General features: G+C 63.7%; 14 protein-coding genes and 3 tRNA genes. 7 read left to right on the forward strand and 10 right to left on the reverse strand.

Features of this window, described 5'->3' with window-relative positions; genetic code table 11:
* Positions 1-191: 191 nt before the first annotated feature.
* Positions 192-265 (reverse strand) — tRNA-Gly (locus tag ACSF9G_RS00005).
* 15 nt (positions 266-280) lie between these two features.
* Positions 281-365, reverse strand: a tRNA-Tyr gene (locus tag ACSF9G_RS00010).
* 140 nt (positions 366-505) lie between these two features.
* On the opposite strand from ACSF9G_RS00010, the gene rlmB reads away from it, so the two are divergent.
* Positions 506-1,330, forward strand: a complete 825-nt coding sequence (gene rlmB, locus ACSF9G_RS00015; RefSeq protein WP_436636852.1) for a 23S rRNA (guanosine(2251)-2'-O)-methyltransferase RlmB — start codon at positions 506-508, stop codon at positions 1,328-1,330.
* A gap of 6 nt (positions 1,331-1,336) precedes the next feature.
* On the opposite strand, the gene ACSF9G_RS00020 is transcribed toward rlmB, so the two are convergent.
* Positions 1,337-1,741: a hypothetical protein gene (locus ACSF9G_RS00020; RefSeq protein ID WP_436636854.1), complete on the reverse strand. Its 405-nt coding sequence runs from the start codon at positions 1,739-1,741 to the stop codon at positions 1,337-1,339.
* Positions 1,742-1,851: 110 nt separating this feature from the next.
* On the opposite strand from ACSF9G_RS00020, the gene ACSF9G_RS00025 reads away from it, so the two are divergent.
* A tRNA-Thr gene (locus ACSF9G_RS00025) sits at positions 1,852-1,927 on the forward strand.
* 208 nt (positions 1,928-2,135) lie between these two features.
* Here ACSF9G_RS00025 and ACSF9G_RS00030 read toward each other — a convergent pair.
* From ACSF9G_RS00030 to ACSF9G_RS00045, 4 genes are all read right to left on the reverse strand, one after another.
* Positions 2,136-2,690, reverse strand: coding sequence for a hypothetical protein (locus ACSF9G_RS00030; RefSeq protein WP_436636856.1), 555 nt, complete (start codon positions 2,688-2,690; stop codon positions 2,136-2,138).
* Positions 2,691-2,736: 46 nt separating this feature from the next.
* Positions 2,737-3,537: a hypothetical protein gene (locus tag ACSF9G_RS00035; protein ID WP_436636858.1), complete on the reverse strand. Its 801-nt coding sequence runs from the start codon at positions 3,535-3,537 to the stop codon at positions 2,737-2,739.
* 166 nt (positions 3,538-3,703) lie between these two features.
* The gene (locus tag ACSF9G_RS00040; protein WP_436636860.1) at positions 3,704-4,648 is read right to left on the reverse strand and encodes a helix-turn-helix transcriptional regulator; all 945 of its coding nucleotides are present in this window, start codon (positions 4,646-4,648) and stop codon (positions 3,704-3,706) included.
* Positions 4,649-4,894: 246 nt separating this feature from the next.
* Entirely contained in the window at positions 4,895-6,634 is a 1,740-nt protein-coding gene (locus ACSF9G_RS00045; RefSeq protein ID WP_436636862.1) for a tetratricopeptide repeat protein, read from the reverse strand.
* 392 nt (positions 6,635-7,026) lie between these two features.
* Here ACSF9G_RS00045 and ACSF9G_RS00050 point away from each other — a divergent pair, with 392 nt between their 5' ends.
* The 5 genes from ACSF9G_RS00050 (at position 7,027) to ACSF9G_RS00070 (ending at position 12,815) form a co-directional block, all read left to right on the forward strand.
* Positions 7,027-7,278, forward strand: a complete 252-nt coding sequence (locus ACSF9G_RS00050; protein ID WP_436636864.1) for a hypothetical protein — start codon at positions 7,027-7,029, stop codon at positions 7,276-7,278.
* Between the two features lie 121 nt (positions 7,279-7,399).
* Positions 7,400-9,049: an arylsulfatase gene (locus ACSF9G_RS00055; RefSeq protein WP_436636866.1), complete on the forward strand. Its 1,650-nt coding sequence runs from the start codon at positions 7,400-7,402 to the stop codon at positions 9,047-9,049.
* A 505-nt stretch (positions 9,050-9,554) separates the two neighbouring features.
* On the forward strand, positions 9,555-9,974 hold the full coding sequence (locus tag ACSF9G_RS00060) for a cysteine rich repeat-containing protein (protein ID WP_436636868.1): 420 nt from the start codon (positions 9,555-9,557) through the stop codon (positions 9,972-9,974).
* A 99-nt stretch (positions 9,975-10,073) separates the two neighbouring features.
* Positions 10,074-11,735, forward strand: coding sequence for an arylsulfatase (locus ACSF9G_RS00065; protein WP_436636870.1), 1,662 nt, complete (start codon positions 10,074-10,076; stop codon positions 11,733-11,735).
* An 81-nt stretch (positions 11,736-11,816) separates the two neighbouring features.
* Entirely contained in the window at positions 11,817-12,815 is a 999-nt protein-coding gene (locus ACSF9G_RS00070) for an HAD family hydrolase (protein WP_436636872.1), read from the forward strand.
* A 43-nt stretch (positions 12,816-12,858) separates the two neighbouring features.
* Here ACSF9G_RS00070 and ACSF9G_RS00075 read toward each other — a convergent pair whose 3' ends face one another.
* The 3 genes from ACSF9G_RS00075 to ACSF9G_RS00085 are packed head-to-tail and all read right to left on the reverse strand — an operon-like array spanning position 12,859 to position 15,770.
* Complete coding sequence (locus tag ACSF9G_RS00075) at positions 12,859-13,692, reverse strand: XdhC family protein (RefSeq protein WP_436636874.1); 834 nt, start codon at positions 13,690-13,692, stop codon at positions 12,859-12,861.
* 27 nt (positions 13,693-13,719) lie between these two features.
* Positions 13,720-14,895 carry a vWA domain-containing protein gene (locus tag ACSF9G_RS00080; RefSeq protein ID WP_436636876.1) on the reverse strand — a complete coding sequence of 392 codons (1,176 nt, stop codon included), beginning with the start codon at positions 14,893-14,895 and terminating at the stop codon, positions 13,720-13,722.
* A complete protein-coding gene (locus ACSF9G_RS00085; RefSeq protein ID WP_436636878.1) occupies positions 14,892-15,770 on the reverse strand; it encodes an AAA family ATPase in 879 nt (292 codons plus the stop codon). The genes ACSF9G_RS00080 and ACSF9G_RS00085 overlap by 4 nt, the downstream gene beginning before the upstream one ends.
* Between the last annotated feature and the right edge of the window lie 63 nt (positions 15,771-15,833).

Below are 15,833 nucleotides of genomic sequence, written 5' to 3' on the forward strand. Positions count from 1 at the left end.
TCTTGCCGTGGTCAACGTGACCAATCGTGCCGATGTTGCAGTGCGGCTTCGTCCGCTCAAACTTACCTTTGGCCATCGCCTTGTATACCTCAGTCTAGTCGCTTGTTCGCCATCGGCCTGGTCTGCTCGGCCATCCGTCGTCCCTACAGGCCTCGACGAGACGCCCGGCTTTTCCCGGCCACGCCGCGAGCTGGAGCGGGTGAAGGGAATCGAACCCTCGTCATCAGCTTGGAAGGCTGTTGCTCTACCATTGAGCTACACCCGCATTTTCTCGCTGCATTGGTGGAGGGGGTTGGATTCGAACCAACGTAGGCTAAGCCAACGGGTTTACAGCCCGTCCCCTTTAACCACTCGGGCACCCCTCCAATCATGCAACTTGAGTCGAAGACACAGCATCCCGCCGCCGCAGCCGCTTCGGCGCAGCGTGTGCGCTTTATGGGAATGATCCCGTCGGATGTCAACAGCCCCCTTCCGGAATCTGCGCCAACATGCGCGTAATCACGCGATGAGCACCACTCGAAAACCATTTCCTAAGGGAAAGAAGTCCCCACAGGCCCGCGGGGCCCGGCGATCTTACGTCCGCAAAGCCGGCGATTCGGAGGCAGATCCGTACATATACGGCCTGCACCCCGTGGTCCACGCGCTTCGAAACCCGAGTCGCACCCACCATCGCCTTCTGGTGACGGCAAACGCCCTGCGCCGCCTGGCCGAGGAACTGGGCAGCGCGCCCGACGCGCTCATCGCCGGCCTGACGGTCGAGGAGGCCTCCAGCAACCAGATCAGCCGCATCGCCGGCGACGATGCCGTCCATCAGGGGTGTTTGCTCTATTGCGATCCCCTGCCCGACCTCGGCCTCGACGACCTGCACGAGCCGCAACGGCTGCTGCTGCTCGACCAGGTGACGGACCCGCACAATGTCGGCGCCGTCCTGCGTTCGGCCGCCGCCTTCGCCCTCGACGCGGTGGTGGTGACCACGCGCCACAGTCCGCGCCTCACCGCCGTTCTCGCCAAGTCGGCCGCCGGCGCGCTCGACATCGTGCCCCTGGCGCGAGTCCAGAACCTGTCGCGGGCGCTGGAGGACCTGAGCGAACGTGGCTTCGTCACGATCGGCCTCGATGCCTCCGCCGACCGGCCGCTCGAGGACATCGCCCTGCCCGGCCCCTTCGCCCTGGTCATGGGGGCGGAAGGCAAGGGATTGCGGCAGAAAACCCGGGATACCTGTTCGACGCTGGCGCGAATCGACATGCCCGGACGCATGCCCAGCCTGAACGTGTCGAACGCGACGGCGCTTGCGCTCTACATCACCGACCGCAACGCCGGCAAAGGCTAGAACGCGCTATCTGGGCACTGGAGCCTGCCCGCCCGGCCCGAAATAGCGTGGCACCGGCGGATAATAGACGAATCGCTTGGGCGGCACGACGAAGTAGGCCGGCGGCGCATAGACCGCGGTGCGGTTCTGGTACCACTGCTGCCAGTTGGGGCCGACATAGACATATCCGCCCGCCGGCCCGTACCACTTGTAGTAGGCCACCGGATAACGCAGGTAGCGCGGGTCGCGCACGTACCAATAGCCGGATGGATGATAGTCGTAGCCGTTGACGAAGGGGAACGCGACGCCGAGCGCGAAGCCGGCAAGCCCCGCGGCGGCGATATCGCCGCCTTCCGCCCGTGCCGGCTCGCCGGCAAGGCCCATGCCGCCGATAGCCAGCCCGGCAACAGCCGCCGTCAACACCCGCCGCATCGCGCGCTCTCCTTGCCCGTCCTCTGGCAGTCTAGTGCGCAGACCCTTAACCAAAGGGCATTACCATTTGCTTTCCCGCCCGCATCGGTTATGACGCGGCATCATCAGCGGCCGGCTTAGCTCAGCTGGTAGAGCAACGGTTTTGTAAACCGTGGGTCGGGGGTTCGAGTCCCTCAGCCGGCACCATCCCCCCGTTTCAGCCAGCCCTAAAACATGGAAAACCGTTGGAAATCAGCGGATTACACCGCCGATGCTGTAGCAGCACGTCACCTTCGGTTCTCGGTGCCCCCGACAGACTGACGGTATCTCTGACGGCACCTACCGTCAGCAACACCGTCATGCTGACCAATGCGGGGATTCGAGCCGCCACGGGCGGTAGCGGCCCGTTCCAGCCTCACTGCTGGGGCTCGAGCGCGGTGTCGAAGGTTCCGGACACGGCCAGGCAATCGCTGGTGTCGGCTTCGACGAAGGGACCATCCTTGCGGCAAATGCTGGTCTCGATGGTTCCCCTGACATGCGGGTCGCCGTCGAGCGACAGGCTTTCCAGAGTGACAGCGGCGGTCCCGCCGCTCTCGTCTCTGATGATCCCGCCACTCTCGTCGCTGATATAGAAGGGCTGGTCCATTCCGCCTGGCCACCAGCTGATGCTGGAGGTGATGATCGGTGCCGTCTGGTCCCTGCCCATCACCGTCAGATCGATCGTCACCGTATTGTCCAGGCGCGCCTCCGCCTCCGGATCGAGCGCCTGAATCGTCACCATTACCGACGGCCCGATCGATATGAAGGTTGCCATCGCCGACCCTTCGGACGGGAAGGCGAGCGTTTCTCCCTGATACGCGACGTCACCGATCGTGGCGGTTACGCTGCCGAGCGTCTCGGTGTCGAGCGCCGAAGCGGGATGCGCGGCCAACAACGCGGCCGGAAACAGAAGATGGGCGAACCGGATCAAGTCAGTGCTCCTGGTCTTTGCGACTGGGGTTTGGGGGAATGCGGACTCAGGGAAAGTCCCAGCCGACATGGCTGATGCGGAAGATCCGGGGCGTGCGGTCGGGCGCATCCGGATCCACGCGCAAGCTGTATTCGGCGCGTTGCCGCTGCCCGAAATTGGTGCAATCGACGATGATGGTGATCATGCCGCGAAACATGGGCCGTTCCGGATGGCGACGCGGGTCTTCGCAATGCCCCTCGAAGTCCTGCGCCCCATAGACCGGATCGGCCCCGCCGCCGCCGGACAGGAAAGGGTCGACCAGGTCGGCGTGGAAGAACCGTCGCGCGCCGGCCGGTGTATAGAGGCCGGTGGGCATTCCCCGGTCTTCGTACGACCGCATTTCATAGAGCGCGCGCACAAGCTCCTCGGCCGCGGCGATCGGATCGTCGCCGGCGGTGCTCGCGACGGGCTTGGCCTCGACAGGATCGTAGTCGGGTTCGAGATACTCCGCATTGACCCAGCCCGCGCGCGCCAGCGAGCGATCGCGCATCAGGCACCAGCGCGGCGGCAGCGCGTCGAGCTCGGCCTCGCTCATCCGCAGGAAATGCGCCGGAGGAATGAAAGGAACGCAGGTAATCTGTTCCAGCCCACCCTCGTCATGCCGGAAGGACTCGATAACCGGATAGCGGGTGTCCGGCCCCATGCGGGCGTTGAGCACGTCATCGCGCGCCACCCCCACCACGCGCCAGCTGTCCGGACCATACCCGTCGATCTCGGCGACGGCCGCGGCCGGCGCGACCGCCAGCGTCAGCCCCGCGATCATCCCGGCCACAAGTTTTTTCAGCATCACACCGCCCCCTTCGTCCAAGTCCGACCGGCGCGCACAACGCGCAGATCGCCGGGCAACCGCCCGATCGCCCGTTGACGCCCGGACTCAGCGGCGAACAAACCGGCGATGATCGGAAAAGGAAATGGTGCATATGCACCATGCTTCGTGGCGCACGATGCGATGAGCGGAAGGCTACCGCCTCGTCTTATCGAGGCCGAACCCGCCCCGCCGCGCTCGAAAATCCGAATGTTGCCGCATGACGCTGGATCAGCTCCGTCTTGCTGGCGACATTCAGCTTCTCGAAAATATTGCTGATGTGATTTCGCACCGTCGCCGGAGCGACACCAAGCTCGCGCGCGATTTCGCGGAACGTTAGCCCCGTCACGTAGAAATGCGCGATTTCCCTTTCTCGTGGCGTCAGCTCGGCAAACACCCCGAGAGAGGTCAAACGAACCAGGTACTGTTCCCCGAGCTTCTCAGCAAAGGCTGTGATCGACCGGCCCTGCCAGGCCTTGCCGCGCAACAGAACGGTCAGCACGCTCTCCGAAAGCCGGGTCGATACGCCCCACTCCCGGCGCACCAAATCGGTGAATGGGGCGGGCGCGGTCAGCACCCATCCGCCCCGGTCGACGAGACCGACCGCTTCGCTTCCGCCGGCATGGCGCAGGAGCGCTGTTTCCCGGTTGATCCTGAGCGCCGATGACAGATGCGGCATGATCATTGATTTGATCATTCGCGCCCTGTCGCAAAAGACCTCCGACGTCGCATCGGAGCATAGACCGACGAAGCTGACATATCCGTCGAGCGGTTCAGCCGAAATCGTCGCCATCATCTGACGCGCGTCGAAGGTCTTCCAATGGTCGTTGTAGGCAATCGTATCGCGATACCCGTCGATATCGTCGAACCGCGCCGTCTGTCCCAGGCGGCTCAGGGTCACATCGCAAAAGGCGTCCTGGTCGGCCACACCCGACCAGTCCTGCAACACCCGGGGGCTTTGTTCGAATGTGACCAGATCCGTTACACGACGTCCCTGAGCCGTTCCGCCTCCCCAGACGGCGAAATCGAAGTCCAACAGCCCCTGAAGCCGTTTCAGCGTGAGAATACGAAACTCATTGGGATGACAGCTCGCCGCATCCGAATAGAGGGTCAATAGAAAGTCTGAAACAGGCCGGCATCTATCATCCATGAAAAATATATCTATCGACTAGTATTTCTGGCCTGTCTCGCCGCGGCTCGTGCCGGAATCGCGCAATTCGTCAATGAAAATAGGGACTCCGGCAAGCATGTCGAGGATCGTTCGGTCGCAGCCGGTCGCCCGAGCTGGTACGGGGGCGATGAACGGCGCGGCGACGTCCGCAGGGCACAACGCGCGGATTCGGGGCAGGCTTGATCGGATTCAGGCCCCGGCCGCTATCCGGCGCGCCTTTTCGAGCCCCGTTTCAAGAGCATCCGTTATTTCGTCGGTTGCCCCATGGCGCCGGAAATAGCTGGCCGGATCACTGGAGATCGATTCGTACTCCGCCATTTTCGCCAGAGCCTGCCGTGCCAGATCTTGGTTCCCAAGCTCGCCAGCGGCGATGGCGATCAGCGCCTGACTGACCCCCCTGCCATCGGGTGCGGACCGCTCGGCGACGGACAGCATCGGCTCGAAGTCGCCTCTCAGATACAGATCGATCGCAATGAGGACGAAGTACCAGCCGGGCGGGTTCGCCGATCGCTCTATGGCGCGCTTGAGAATGGGTATGCCTTCCTCGAACTTGCCACGCACGGCGAGCCGCCAGCCGAGCTGCGCCAGAGCCTCGGGGTCGTATGGATTGAGATCCGCCGCTATGCGGGCGAGACGTTCGCTTTCGTCGTATCGGCCGATGTAGTGATTGACTGCGGCCAGCGCCTTGAGCGCCAAGGGGCTGTTCGGTGCGAGTGTCACCGCCCGCGTCACTGCCTGCAGGGCCCGGTCATATTCTTCCTGCCGCTTGTCCTCGCCGCGAATCCCGATCCGGCCGGAGTCGACGAGAACCCATCCCAGCATCGCCCAGGCATCGCTGTAGTCCGGGTCGCGCCGCACGGCCTCTTCGAGGCACTGGAGCACCGGCGCGAAGTCCGCGCTGGAGAAATTGCGGCGGAACGTATAGGCGCGTAGCACGCAGACATAGCTGTGCATGTCCGACACCTGCGGAGTGGTCAGCCGGACGTTCATCTCGCTGTTGACGACACCGTAGGGCTGGCCGAGTTCGGTGGCGATTTCCGCCGACAAGTCCCTTTGCACCTGGATCAGGGCATCGGGCTCCAGCGGACGCTCGTAGGCACGGGCCCACAGCACCTGGCCGCTTGCGGCATCGATCAGCTGGGTCGCGACGCGGACCTCTTCCGCCTCGGCCCGTACACTGCCGCTCACGACATAGGCAACGCCGAGGTCGCGCCCCAATTCGGTCGGTCCGGCAGCGCGGATATCCTTCTCCTGTGAGGCTGGGAAGGTATAGATCCGGAAGCCCGGGAACAGCATGAGATCGCCGATCAACTCCTGGCTGATCCCGGTGGCGAGATAGTGGTTGGTCTCGGAAACGCCCAACGCTTCGAACGGCAGGACGACGACGGCCGGCTGATTGACCGTATCGGCCGAGGCGGTCGGCTCAACGCCGCTCATGCGTTTCATCAGCAGCCAGCCTGCCATTGCCGCGGCGAGGATTGCGAACACGATAGCCGTGATCAGAAGTACGCGCGGCCGCATGCGCCCGGTCGCCGCGATTTCCTCTGAGATTCCGGGGGCTTCACCGCTGCCCGGCAGCTTCGTCCGCGCCTCCCTTTCCGCAGATGGCGCTTTGGCGGCGAGAGCCGGATCGTGCCATTCGAAATGGGGCACGTATGAGCCTTTCGGGATCGAGATGCGGACGGGATCGTCGCTTCCGGCGTCGACATAGTAGCTGTCGAGATCGCGCCGCAGCCGGCGCGCCTCCAGGCGGACGACCGGGTCGGTCTGGGAATCGAACGTCTCGTCGCGGCCGAACACGGCTAGCGCGACGGTAAAGCCTTTCAGCCGGTCGGCTCTGCCCGCAAGCGTTTCCTCGACGACGTACCGCAGGAAAGCGCGCCGCCGATCGCTTGCCTGAAGGTCGGGGCTCGACAGGATACGTTCCAACTCCGCCCGCACCTCGTCCGGGGACGGACCGCTCGGCGGTATAGGAGCCCGGGGGGCAGCACTGTGACTCGGCACTGATACGCCCTCGATCCAGAATAGCCGGCAGCAACGGCGAGCAATTGAGCCCGCTCATGGAATCCCAAGCGTCGAGCCTGAATTCCGTATCGTAATGGTCGGATTGTAGCGGCACGCAACGAGAAAGTCCGTCGTTTTCTCGCGATCCGGCTCATGCGGAAACACGTGCGAACATGTTCGTACCTCGCCTTTACAGGGCGAAATGGGGTTAGATTCCTCCGACCAAACGAACAATCGAAGTGAGGGGCCGCGCGCTGCCGCCGAATGCTGCCGTCAGCTGCCGTCATTGGCCCCGAACTGTACCGCGGACAGGTGCAATGGAGGCGATCCGCGCAATCGTCGACCGGTTTCCGAGGCGAGAGCTCGACATCCGACGGCGCTGCGCCAGCGACTCCCGATTCAGGGCCATCTGCCGGGACTACGAGGAGGCCGCGGCCGCGCTCAGCAACTGGCTGTACGTCTCGTCCGACAACAGCACAAGGATCGAGGAATACCGGAACTTCCTCGTGGAACTTGAGGCTGAAATCCTGACTCAGCTCGAGAATTGTCAGGCCCGAGAAGGGTCGTGACGCATTGGGCGCCGAGTGGCCGGGGCATGAAACGAGTGGCCCGGGCAAGAAACAGGAAACGCAGAACCAGGAGGGACCGATGACACGGCCCAAAGAATTTCACCCCAACCGGAGACGGAGTATGAATCGAATAGCACTTTCCATTCTTCCGGCGCTCGCGCTCGGCCTGGCCGCATACGGCACGGCGCAGGCGCAAGACGCCGCCGGCAGCAGGCCGAATATCCTGCTTATCGTCTCGGACGATACCGGCTGGGGCGACCTCGGCCCGTATCTCGGCGGCGAGGGCCGGGGCATGCCGACCCCCAACTTCGACCGTCTGGCCGATGAAGGCATGACCTTCACCAATTTCTACGGTCAGCCGAGCTGCACGCCGGGCCGCGCCGCGATCCAGACCGGTCGCATTCCCAACCGCAGCGGCATGACGACCGTGGCCTTCCAGGGCCAGGGCGGCGGGCTTCCCAAGGCGGAATGGACGCTGGCCTCCGTCCTGAAGGAGGCGGGCTACAAGACCTACTTCACCGGCAAATGGCACCTGGGCGAGAGCGACTACGCGCTGCCGAACGCGCAGGGCTATAACGTGATGAAGCACGCCTTCCTCTATCACCTCAACGCCTACACCTACACCGATCCCGCGTGGCACAAGGGCATGAGCCCGGAACTGCGGGAGATGTTCCAGAAGGTGACCAAGGGCTCGCTGTCCGGCAACGCCGGCGAAGAGGCCAAGGAAGACTTCAAGGTCAATGGCGAGTACGTGAACACGCCGGAAAAGGGCGTCGTCGGCATTCCCTTCGTCGATGAGTACGTGGAGAACGACGCGATCGAGTTCCTGGAGGACGCGGCGAAGGACAAGGACACGCCGTTCTTCATCAACGTCAACTTCATGAAGAACCACCAGCCGAACATGCCGGCGCCGGATTTCGAGGGCAAATCGATCTCGAAAACCAAATACGCCGACGCCGTGGTCGAGCTCGATACCCGTGTCGGCAACATCCTGAAGAAGCTCGACGAGCTGGGCCTCGCCGACAACACGGTCGTCTTCTATACCGTCGATAACGGCGCCTGGCAGGATGTCTATCCGGATGCCGGCTACACCCCGTTCCGCAGCACCAAGGGCACGGTCCGCGAAGGCGGCAGCCGCGTTCCCACCATGGTCCGCTGGCCGGGCCAGGTGAAAGGCGGCACCGTCAGCCACGACATCCTCGGCGGTCTCGACCTGATGGCCACCTTCGCGTCGCTTGCCGGCCAGGCGCTTCCGGAGAACGACCGCGAAGGCCAGCCGATCATCTTCGACAGCCACGACATGACGCCCGTCTGGACGGGAACCGGCAAGTCGGATCGCAAGGATTGGTTCTACTTCACCGAGGACGAGCTGAGCCCGGGCGCGGTTCGCGTCGGCAACTTCAAATATGTCTTCAATCTGCGCGGTGACGACGGCGCACAGACCGGCGCACTGGCGGTCGATACCAATCTCGGCTGGAAAGGCCCGTCGAAATACGTCGCCACCATCCCGCAGGTGTTCGACCTTCTGCAGGATCCGCAGGAGCGGTACGACATTTTCATGACCAACTACACCGAAAGCACGTGGGCCGTCGTCCCGGCAAACGAGGCTGTCGGGAATTTGATGAAGACGTACGTCAAGTATCCGCCCCGCAAGCTGCAGAGCGAGACCTATACGGGACCGATAACCATCTCGAATTACCAGCGGTTCAAGTATGTTCAGGAACAGCTGGCCAAGGATGGGTTCCAGATCGGTCTGCCGACCGGCAACTGACACAAAAAACTACGGTTCGCCCCGCCTTAGCGCGGGGCGAACTGTCTTAGGTGACCACTATGAGATCAAATCACAAACGCGACCGGTGACCGGTATCGAGCCCCCCGACAAGAACGCGAATCTCCAAGAATTGGGCCGCTCGCCACGACTGCCACGTCAGCCGGACCGAAATTGGAGATCTGGGACATGCAACTAAAACACTGCTTTGCCTGGGCAATTGCCATATCAGCGGTCCTGTTGCTTGATGCGCCCTCGCAGGATCCCCTCGTCGTATCGAAAGCACACGCCGAAGTTGGTCGTCCCCTGACACCGGTAAGTGTTGCCGGCGTGTCACGAAGGACCGCCCGTCGAACCACACGGCGCGTTAATTACAGAAACTCAATCGCCGGCTGCTCGCCGTACCGCGCCTATTACAACTGTGGCGGCGTCTACTACGCCCCGACAGTGCAGAACGGCGTCACCGTGTACGTCGTGGTCAATCCATGAACATCATTGGAGAAAGAAGATGACCAAACCTGTGAGCGGCGCCCAGCTATTCGCCTTGTGCCTCGCATCCGCGGTCCTTCTGCTGCCGCAGCCCAGTCGCGCGCAGGGCGTTCTGGAAGCCTGCGAAGAGCCTATCGAAACGTTCTGCTCGGAAGTCACTCCGGGAGATGGCCGGATCATTTCGTGCCTCTATGCACACGAAAACCATCTCGGTGAAACGTGTGCCAATACCATCTCGGATGTCGGCGACATACTGGATCATGTATTCGCGACCATCCGCAACGCCATGGCAACCTGTGCGCCAGATATCGAGAAACAATGTCATGGCGTCGGGTTCGGTGGCGGGCGGATCATGACGTGCCTGCAGGAGAATTCCTCCAGCATCGCCCCCGAATGCCGGGCGGAAGTCGACCGGTTTGCGGAACAATTATCGCAATAACAGGAAATATTAACCGGAAAGCCATGACTGAAGAGATGTCAGTCCGCCAACAATAATTGTCCGCACCAGATATGACGGACCGAAAATAAGGAGACTGAAATGACAAATGTCAGAGTTCATCCAAATAGAACGCGAAGGCGTCTTTTCGCTGCGCTAGCAACTTCAGCGCTGCTCTCGACCGCCTTCAGTCTGGCCCATGCAACCGTTGCGGCCGCGCAGGATGCCAAAAAGCCCAACATCGTCTTTATCATGGGCGACGATATCGGCATGTGGAACATAGGCGCCTATCACCGCGGCCTGATGGCCGGCCGGACGCCGAACATCGACAAGCTTGCCGCCGAAGGGGCGATCTTTACCGACTACTATGCCGAGGCGAGCTGCACCGCCGGACGCGCCAACTTCGTCACCGGCGAGTTGCCGATCCGGACCGGCCTGACAACGGTCGGGCAGGCGGGCGCCACGATCGGCATGCCGGACAAGGCTCCGACGATCGCAACCGCCCTGAAGGAACTCGGCTACTCGACTGGCCAATTCGGCAAGAACCATCTGGGAGACCGGAACGAGTTCCTGCCGACCGTCCACGGTTTCGACGAGTTCTGGGGCTATCTCTACCATCTCGACGCCATGGAGGATCCCTGGCGTCCGAACTACCCGAAAGACCTTCTGGACAAGGTCGGACCGCGCAACCTTCTGCACACCTTCGCCACCGACAAGGACGACCCGACGGTCGATCCGCGCTGGGGCAAGGTCGGCAAGCAGCGCATCATAGACGAGGGGCCGCTACCGCCGAATCCGGTCGAAGGCGTCAAGTACAACATGGAAACGGTCGACGAGGTCATCCGCGACCGCGCCTTCGACTTCATGGACAAGGCCCAGCAGGACGGCAAACCGTTCTTCGTCTGGCTCAACCCAACCCGGATGCACGTGTTCACCCACCTCTCGCCGAAATACGAGAAGATGCGGAATGCCAATAACGGCTGGACCATCCAGGAAGCCGGCATGGCCCAGTTCGACGACATCATCGGCGACGTGATGAACAAGCTCGAAGAGATGGGGATCGCCGACAACACGATCATCGCGGTGACCACGGATAACGGCACCGAGGGTTTCTCATGGCCCGATGGTGGCACGACGCCATTCAAGGGTTGGAAGGGCATGGGCACCGAAGGCGGTTTCCGCGTTCCGCTCGTCGTTCGATGGCCAGGCAAGGTCGAGGAAGGCCAGGTCATCAACGCGGTGATGTCCGGGCTCGACTGGTTCCCGACCTTCGTCGCCGCCGCGGGCTATGACGGCGACATCGCCGCCGACCTGAAGAAGGGCAAGACGCTCAACGGCACGGAGTACAAGGTTCATCTGGACGGCTACAACCAGCTCGACATGTTGACCAAGGGGGCCGAGTCCGCGCGCAACGAGGTCTGGTACTTCACCGAGTCCACCCTGGCCTCGGCCCGGATCGGCGATTTCAAGTACGTCTTCATCGATCAGCCCGACGGCTGGTTCGGCCCGAAGGTGCATCTCGATTGGCCGGGAATCTACAACCTGCGGCTCGATCCGTTCGAGAAGATGAATATCGGCGACTCGCTGTTCGCCGCGAACTGGTGGGCATTCGAGTTCTGGCGCTTTGTCTTCGTCCAGCAGGAGGTCGCGACGCTGGCAAAGTCGGCGGTAGACTATCCGCCGATGCAGCCGGGCGCGAGTTTCAATCTGTCCGCTGTCAAGGCTCAGGTCGAAAAGGCCATGCAGAACCGGACCGGCAACTGACCTGACACCAATGCGGTTCGCCCGGTCTTGCGACGGGGCGAACCGCCCAAGTCCAGCCACCACGGCGCAAGAGGCAGTCCTATGCTCAGACGATCATTCGTTTCGATTATCGCGGCGGGGGCGCTCGCCGCACTTTCCCTTGCGGCCGCTGCGCAGGCCCAGACCGATCCCCTTCCCTCGTGGAACGAAGGTGCGGCAAAGCAGGCGATCGTCGACTTCGTCGCCGCGGTGACGGCGGAGGGCGGGTCGGACTACGTCGCCCCCGACGACCGCATCGCCACCTTCGACAATGACGGCACGCTGTGGAGCGAGCAGCCGATATACGTTCAGCTCGCCTTCGCGCTGGACCGGGTGAAGGCGATGGCGCCCGACCATCCGGAATGGAAGGACAAGGAACCCTTCAAGTCGGTGCTCGCCGGCGACATGAAGGGCGTCGCCGCATCCGGCAAGAAGGGCGTCGCCGAGATCATCGCCGCGACCCACGCCGGCATGACCACCGAGGACTTCGAGAAGATCGTTCTCGACTGGATCACCACCGCGAAAAACCCTGAGACCGGCATGCTGAGCAAGGCGATGATCTACCAGCCGATGCTCGAGGTCATCGATTATCTCAAGGCCAATGACTTCGATGTCTTCATCGTCTCGGGCGGCGGCATCGAGTTCATGCGGCCGTGGACTGACACGACCTACGGTATCGCGCCCCCGAACGTCGTCGGATCCTCGATCAAGATGAAATACGAGGTGACCGACAAGGGGCCCGTGATCATGCGGCTGGGCGAGCTCAACTTCATCGACGACGGGCCGGGCAAGCCGGTCGGCATCCAGAGCCATATCGGCAAGCGCCCGATCGCCGCGTTCGGCAATTCGGACGGCGATTTCCAGATGCTGGAATGGACAACAACCGGGCCCGCAAAGACGCTCGGCATGATCGTTCATCACGACGATGCCGCGCGCGAGTTCGCCTACGACCGCGACTCCCATGTCGGCAAGCTAGACAAGGCGATGGACGCCGCTCCGAAGGCGGGCTGGCACCTGATCAGCATGAAGGACGACTGGAAACAGGTTTTCCCGGACGAATAGATCACGACGCCGTTGAACGGCCGGTTGCTCGACCGAACGCTATTCAGACCGCCTCGCCGCCCGCCAATTCAGACGGCCGCGCGCGGGCGGCCTGGCGGCGAACCTTGACGATTTCTCCCAGGATCGACAGGGCGATCTCCTCAGGCTCGATGGCGCCGATGTCGAGGCCGGCGGGCCCGTGCAAGGCGGCCTTGGCGGCAGCGGACGCCTCCGGGCCCACCTGGTCGAGAAGCTTGGCGATCTTCCGTCTGCTGCCGACTATGCCGACATAGCCCGCGCCGGACGACAGCGCCGCCTTGAGCGCCTCGCGGTCGCGCTTGCCCTGGGTCGCGACGACCACCGCATCGCGATCGCCGAGGTCGAGGGTGCCCAAATCGAAGTCGGCGCGCGTTTCGTCAATGCCGGAAAACCGGTCTAGGTCTTCCTCGCGGGCCGCGACGATGGTGCGGTAACCCATGGCGACGGCGATCGTGGCGAGCGTCGTGGCCACCGGCGACGCCCCGCAGACCACCAGGCGGGCGGCCTGCCGCATCGGCTCGAAGAAGATGTCGACGGTGCCGCCGCTCGGACAGCTGGAGGTGTGCAGTTCCACTCCGTCCACGTCGACGGGCTCGACGACGTCCTCCTTCGGCTTGACGCGGATCATGCGCGGCTTGCCGTCGGCCAGCGCCTCGAGGCCGACGCGCTTTACGGCGCCGGTGACGCAGCCGCCGCCGATGAAGCCGTGCACCGCGCCGTCTCGCGTCACCACGGCCTTGGCGCCGGCTTTCGCCGAGGTCGCCGCGGCGGTGCGGATCACCGTCGCGACGCAAAAGTCCTCGCCCGACTGGCGCAGGCGATCCATCAGGTCGAGCGTGTCCGATGCCATCTTGCTCATCGCATTGCCTCCGATCGGGGCATCACCTCATATCCTGGCAAGATCGTCCTCGATCCCGGCCAGGGACTCCAATGTGTTCGCGGCGGCGAAGTGGTCGATCAGCGGCAGCACCGCAGCCATCGCCCGCGTCACCGGCTCGTAGTCGCGCCAGCCCAGCATCGGATTGAGCCAGACGATGCGGCGCACCCGCTTCTTCAGCCGCTTCAGCTCGGCGACCAGCGTATCCGGCGTGCCGGTGTCGTAGCCGTCGCTCAATACCATGAAGACCGTACGCGAATTGAGCGCGCGCTTGGCATAGCGATCGTTGAAGACCTTCAGGCACTCGCCGAGCCTCGTGCCGCCGCCGAAGCCCTCGGCCATCAGCGCCAGCCGGGTCACCGCCTTGACGGTGTCCTTGTCTTTCAGCGCATCGGTGACCCGGATCAGCCGCGTGTGGAACAGATAGGCGTCGGCGTCGATCCACTCGCACACTAGCCCCTTGACGAACTGCAGGAAGAAGCGGCTGTACAGCTTCATCGAGCCCGACACGTCGAGTAGCACGACGATGCGCACCGGACGGTCCGGACGGGCCCGCCGGACCAGCGTGACGGGCTCGCCGCCATGGCCGATATTGGCGCGAATGGTGCGGCGCAGGTCCAGCTTCGGCCCCTTCGCCGCAACCGAGAAGCGTCGCGACAGGCGGTAGCGCATGGCCGCGGCCAGCCTGTAGGCGAGCCGCTCGGCCTCGGCGATCTCGTCGCGGTCGGCGACGTGGCGAAGATCCGCCTTGCGCACCGCGGTCTGCCGCGAGGCGACGATGCGGCCCGCTGCCTCGCCCGCGGCGTCCTGTTCGGTGTCCCCTCTCCCGCGCACTTCACCGAGGCCGCTTGCCGCGCTGTCGGGCAGATGATCGGACCAGATCGCCGGTTTCGTCGCGCCCGCGCGCTGGTGCGGACTGCTGGTACCAGCCGCCACGCGTTCGCGCCCGCGGGCAAACCAGTAGGCTTCGAACAGGTCGTCGAAGCGCTCCCATTCCTCGTGCCTGCCGGTCAGCAGGATCTTCAGGCCGTTGCGCACCTGCGCCGCCTGAAGCGGCCCGATCCGGTCGATGAGCTTCAGCGCGGCCTGCGTCTCGGCGGGGCCGACGGCGAAGTCGTTCAGCCGCAGATGGTCTATGAAGCCGGCCACCCGGCGGGCGATCGGCGCGTGTGCGGGCGCGGTCATGCCGCGTGGCCGACGAGCCGGCCGGTGACCTCCCTGGTCACCGCCTTGGCGTCGGCTTCCGTCTTCAAAAGGCAGATCAGGCTCGACTGGACGGCGTCGGGATCCTGGTCGAGCGTCTTGAGCCCGAGTCCGGTGAGCGCCGCGGCCCAGTCGAGCGTCTCGGCGATGCCGGGCGCTTTCTCCAGGTCTTCCTTGCGCAGTTCCCGCACGAAACGGGCGACCTGCACCGCGAGCCGCTCTTCGATGTCGGGCAGATGCGAGAGGATGATCGCCAGTTCCCGCTCGGGATCCGGGAACTCGACATAGGCGTAGAGGCAGCGCCGCCTCAGCGCGTCTGAGAGCTCGCGCGTTCCGTTCGAGGTGAGAATGACGTACGGAACACTCTTGGCCGCGACGGTGCCGAGCTCGGGAATGGTAATCTGGAAATCCGACAGGATTTCCAGGAGATAGGCCTCGAATTCCTCGTCGGCCCGGTCGATCTCGTCGATCAGCAGCACCGGCGGCTTGTCCTGGCTGATCGATTCGAGAAGCGGCCGGCGCAGCAGATAGTCTTCGGAAAAGATGTGCTTCTCGATCTCGGCGGCACCGATCTTCTCGTGCTCGCTCGCCTTGATCGCCAGAAGCTGGCGCTGGTAGTTCCACTCGTAGATCGCCGCGTTGGCGTCCAGCCCTTCGTAGCACTGCAGCCGGATCAGCCGGGTATCCAGGATCGCGGCAAGCGCCTTGGCGATCTCCGTCTTGCCGACGCCGGCCTCGCCCTCGAGCAGCAGCGGCCGCTTCAGCGTCAGGGCGAGCTGCAGCGCCGTCGCCAGCGTGTCGTCGGCGACATAGTGAACCTGGGCGAGGCGTTGCTTGAGATCCGCGACTGTTTCCATGGTCCTAACTTGGGAATACCGGAGACCGAATACGAGATCCGGCCCCCGGCACCCTCCCCAGAC

It is taken from the genome of Microbaculum mangrovi (genome assembly GCF_051390635.1).
GTDB lineage: Bacteria > Pseudomonadota > Alphaproteobacteria > Rhizobiales > Tepidamorphaceae > Microbaculum.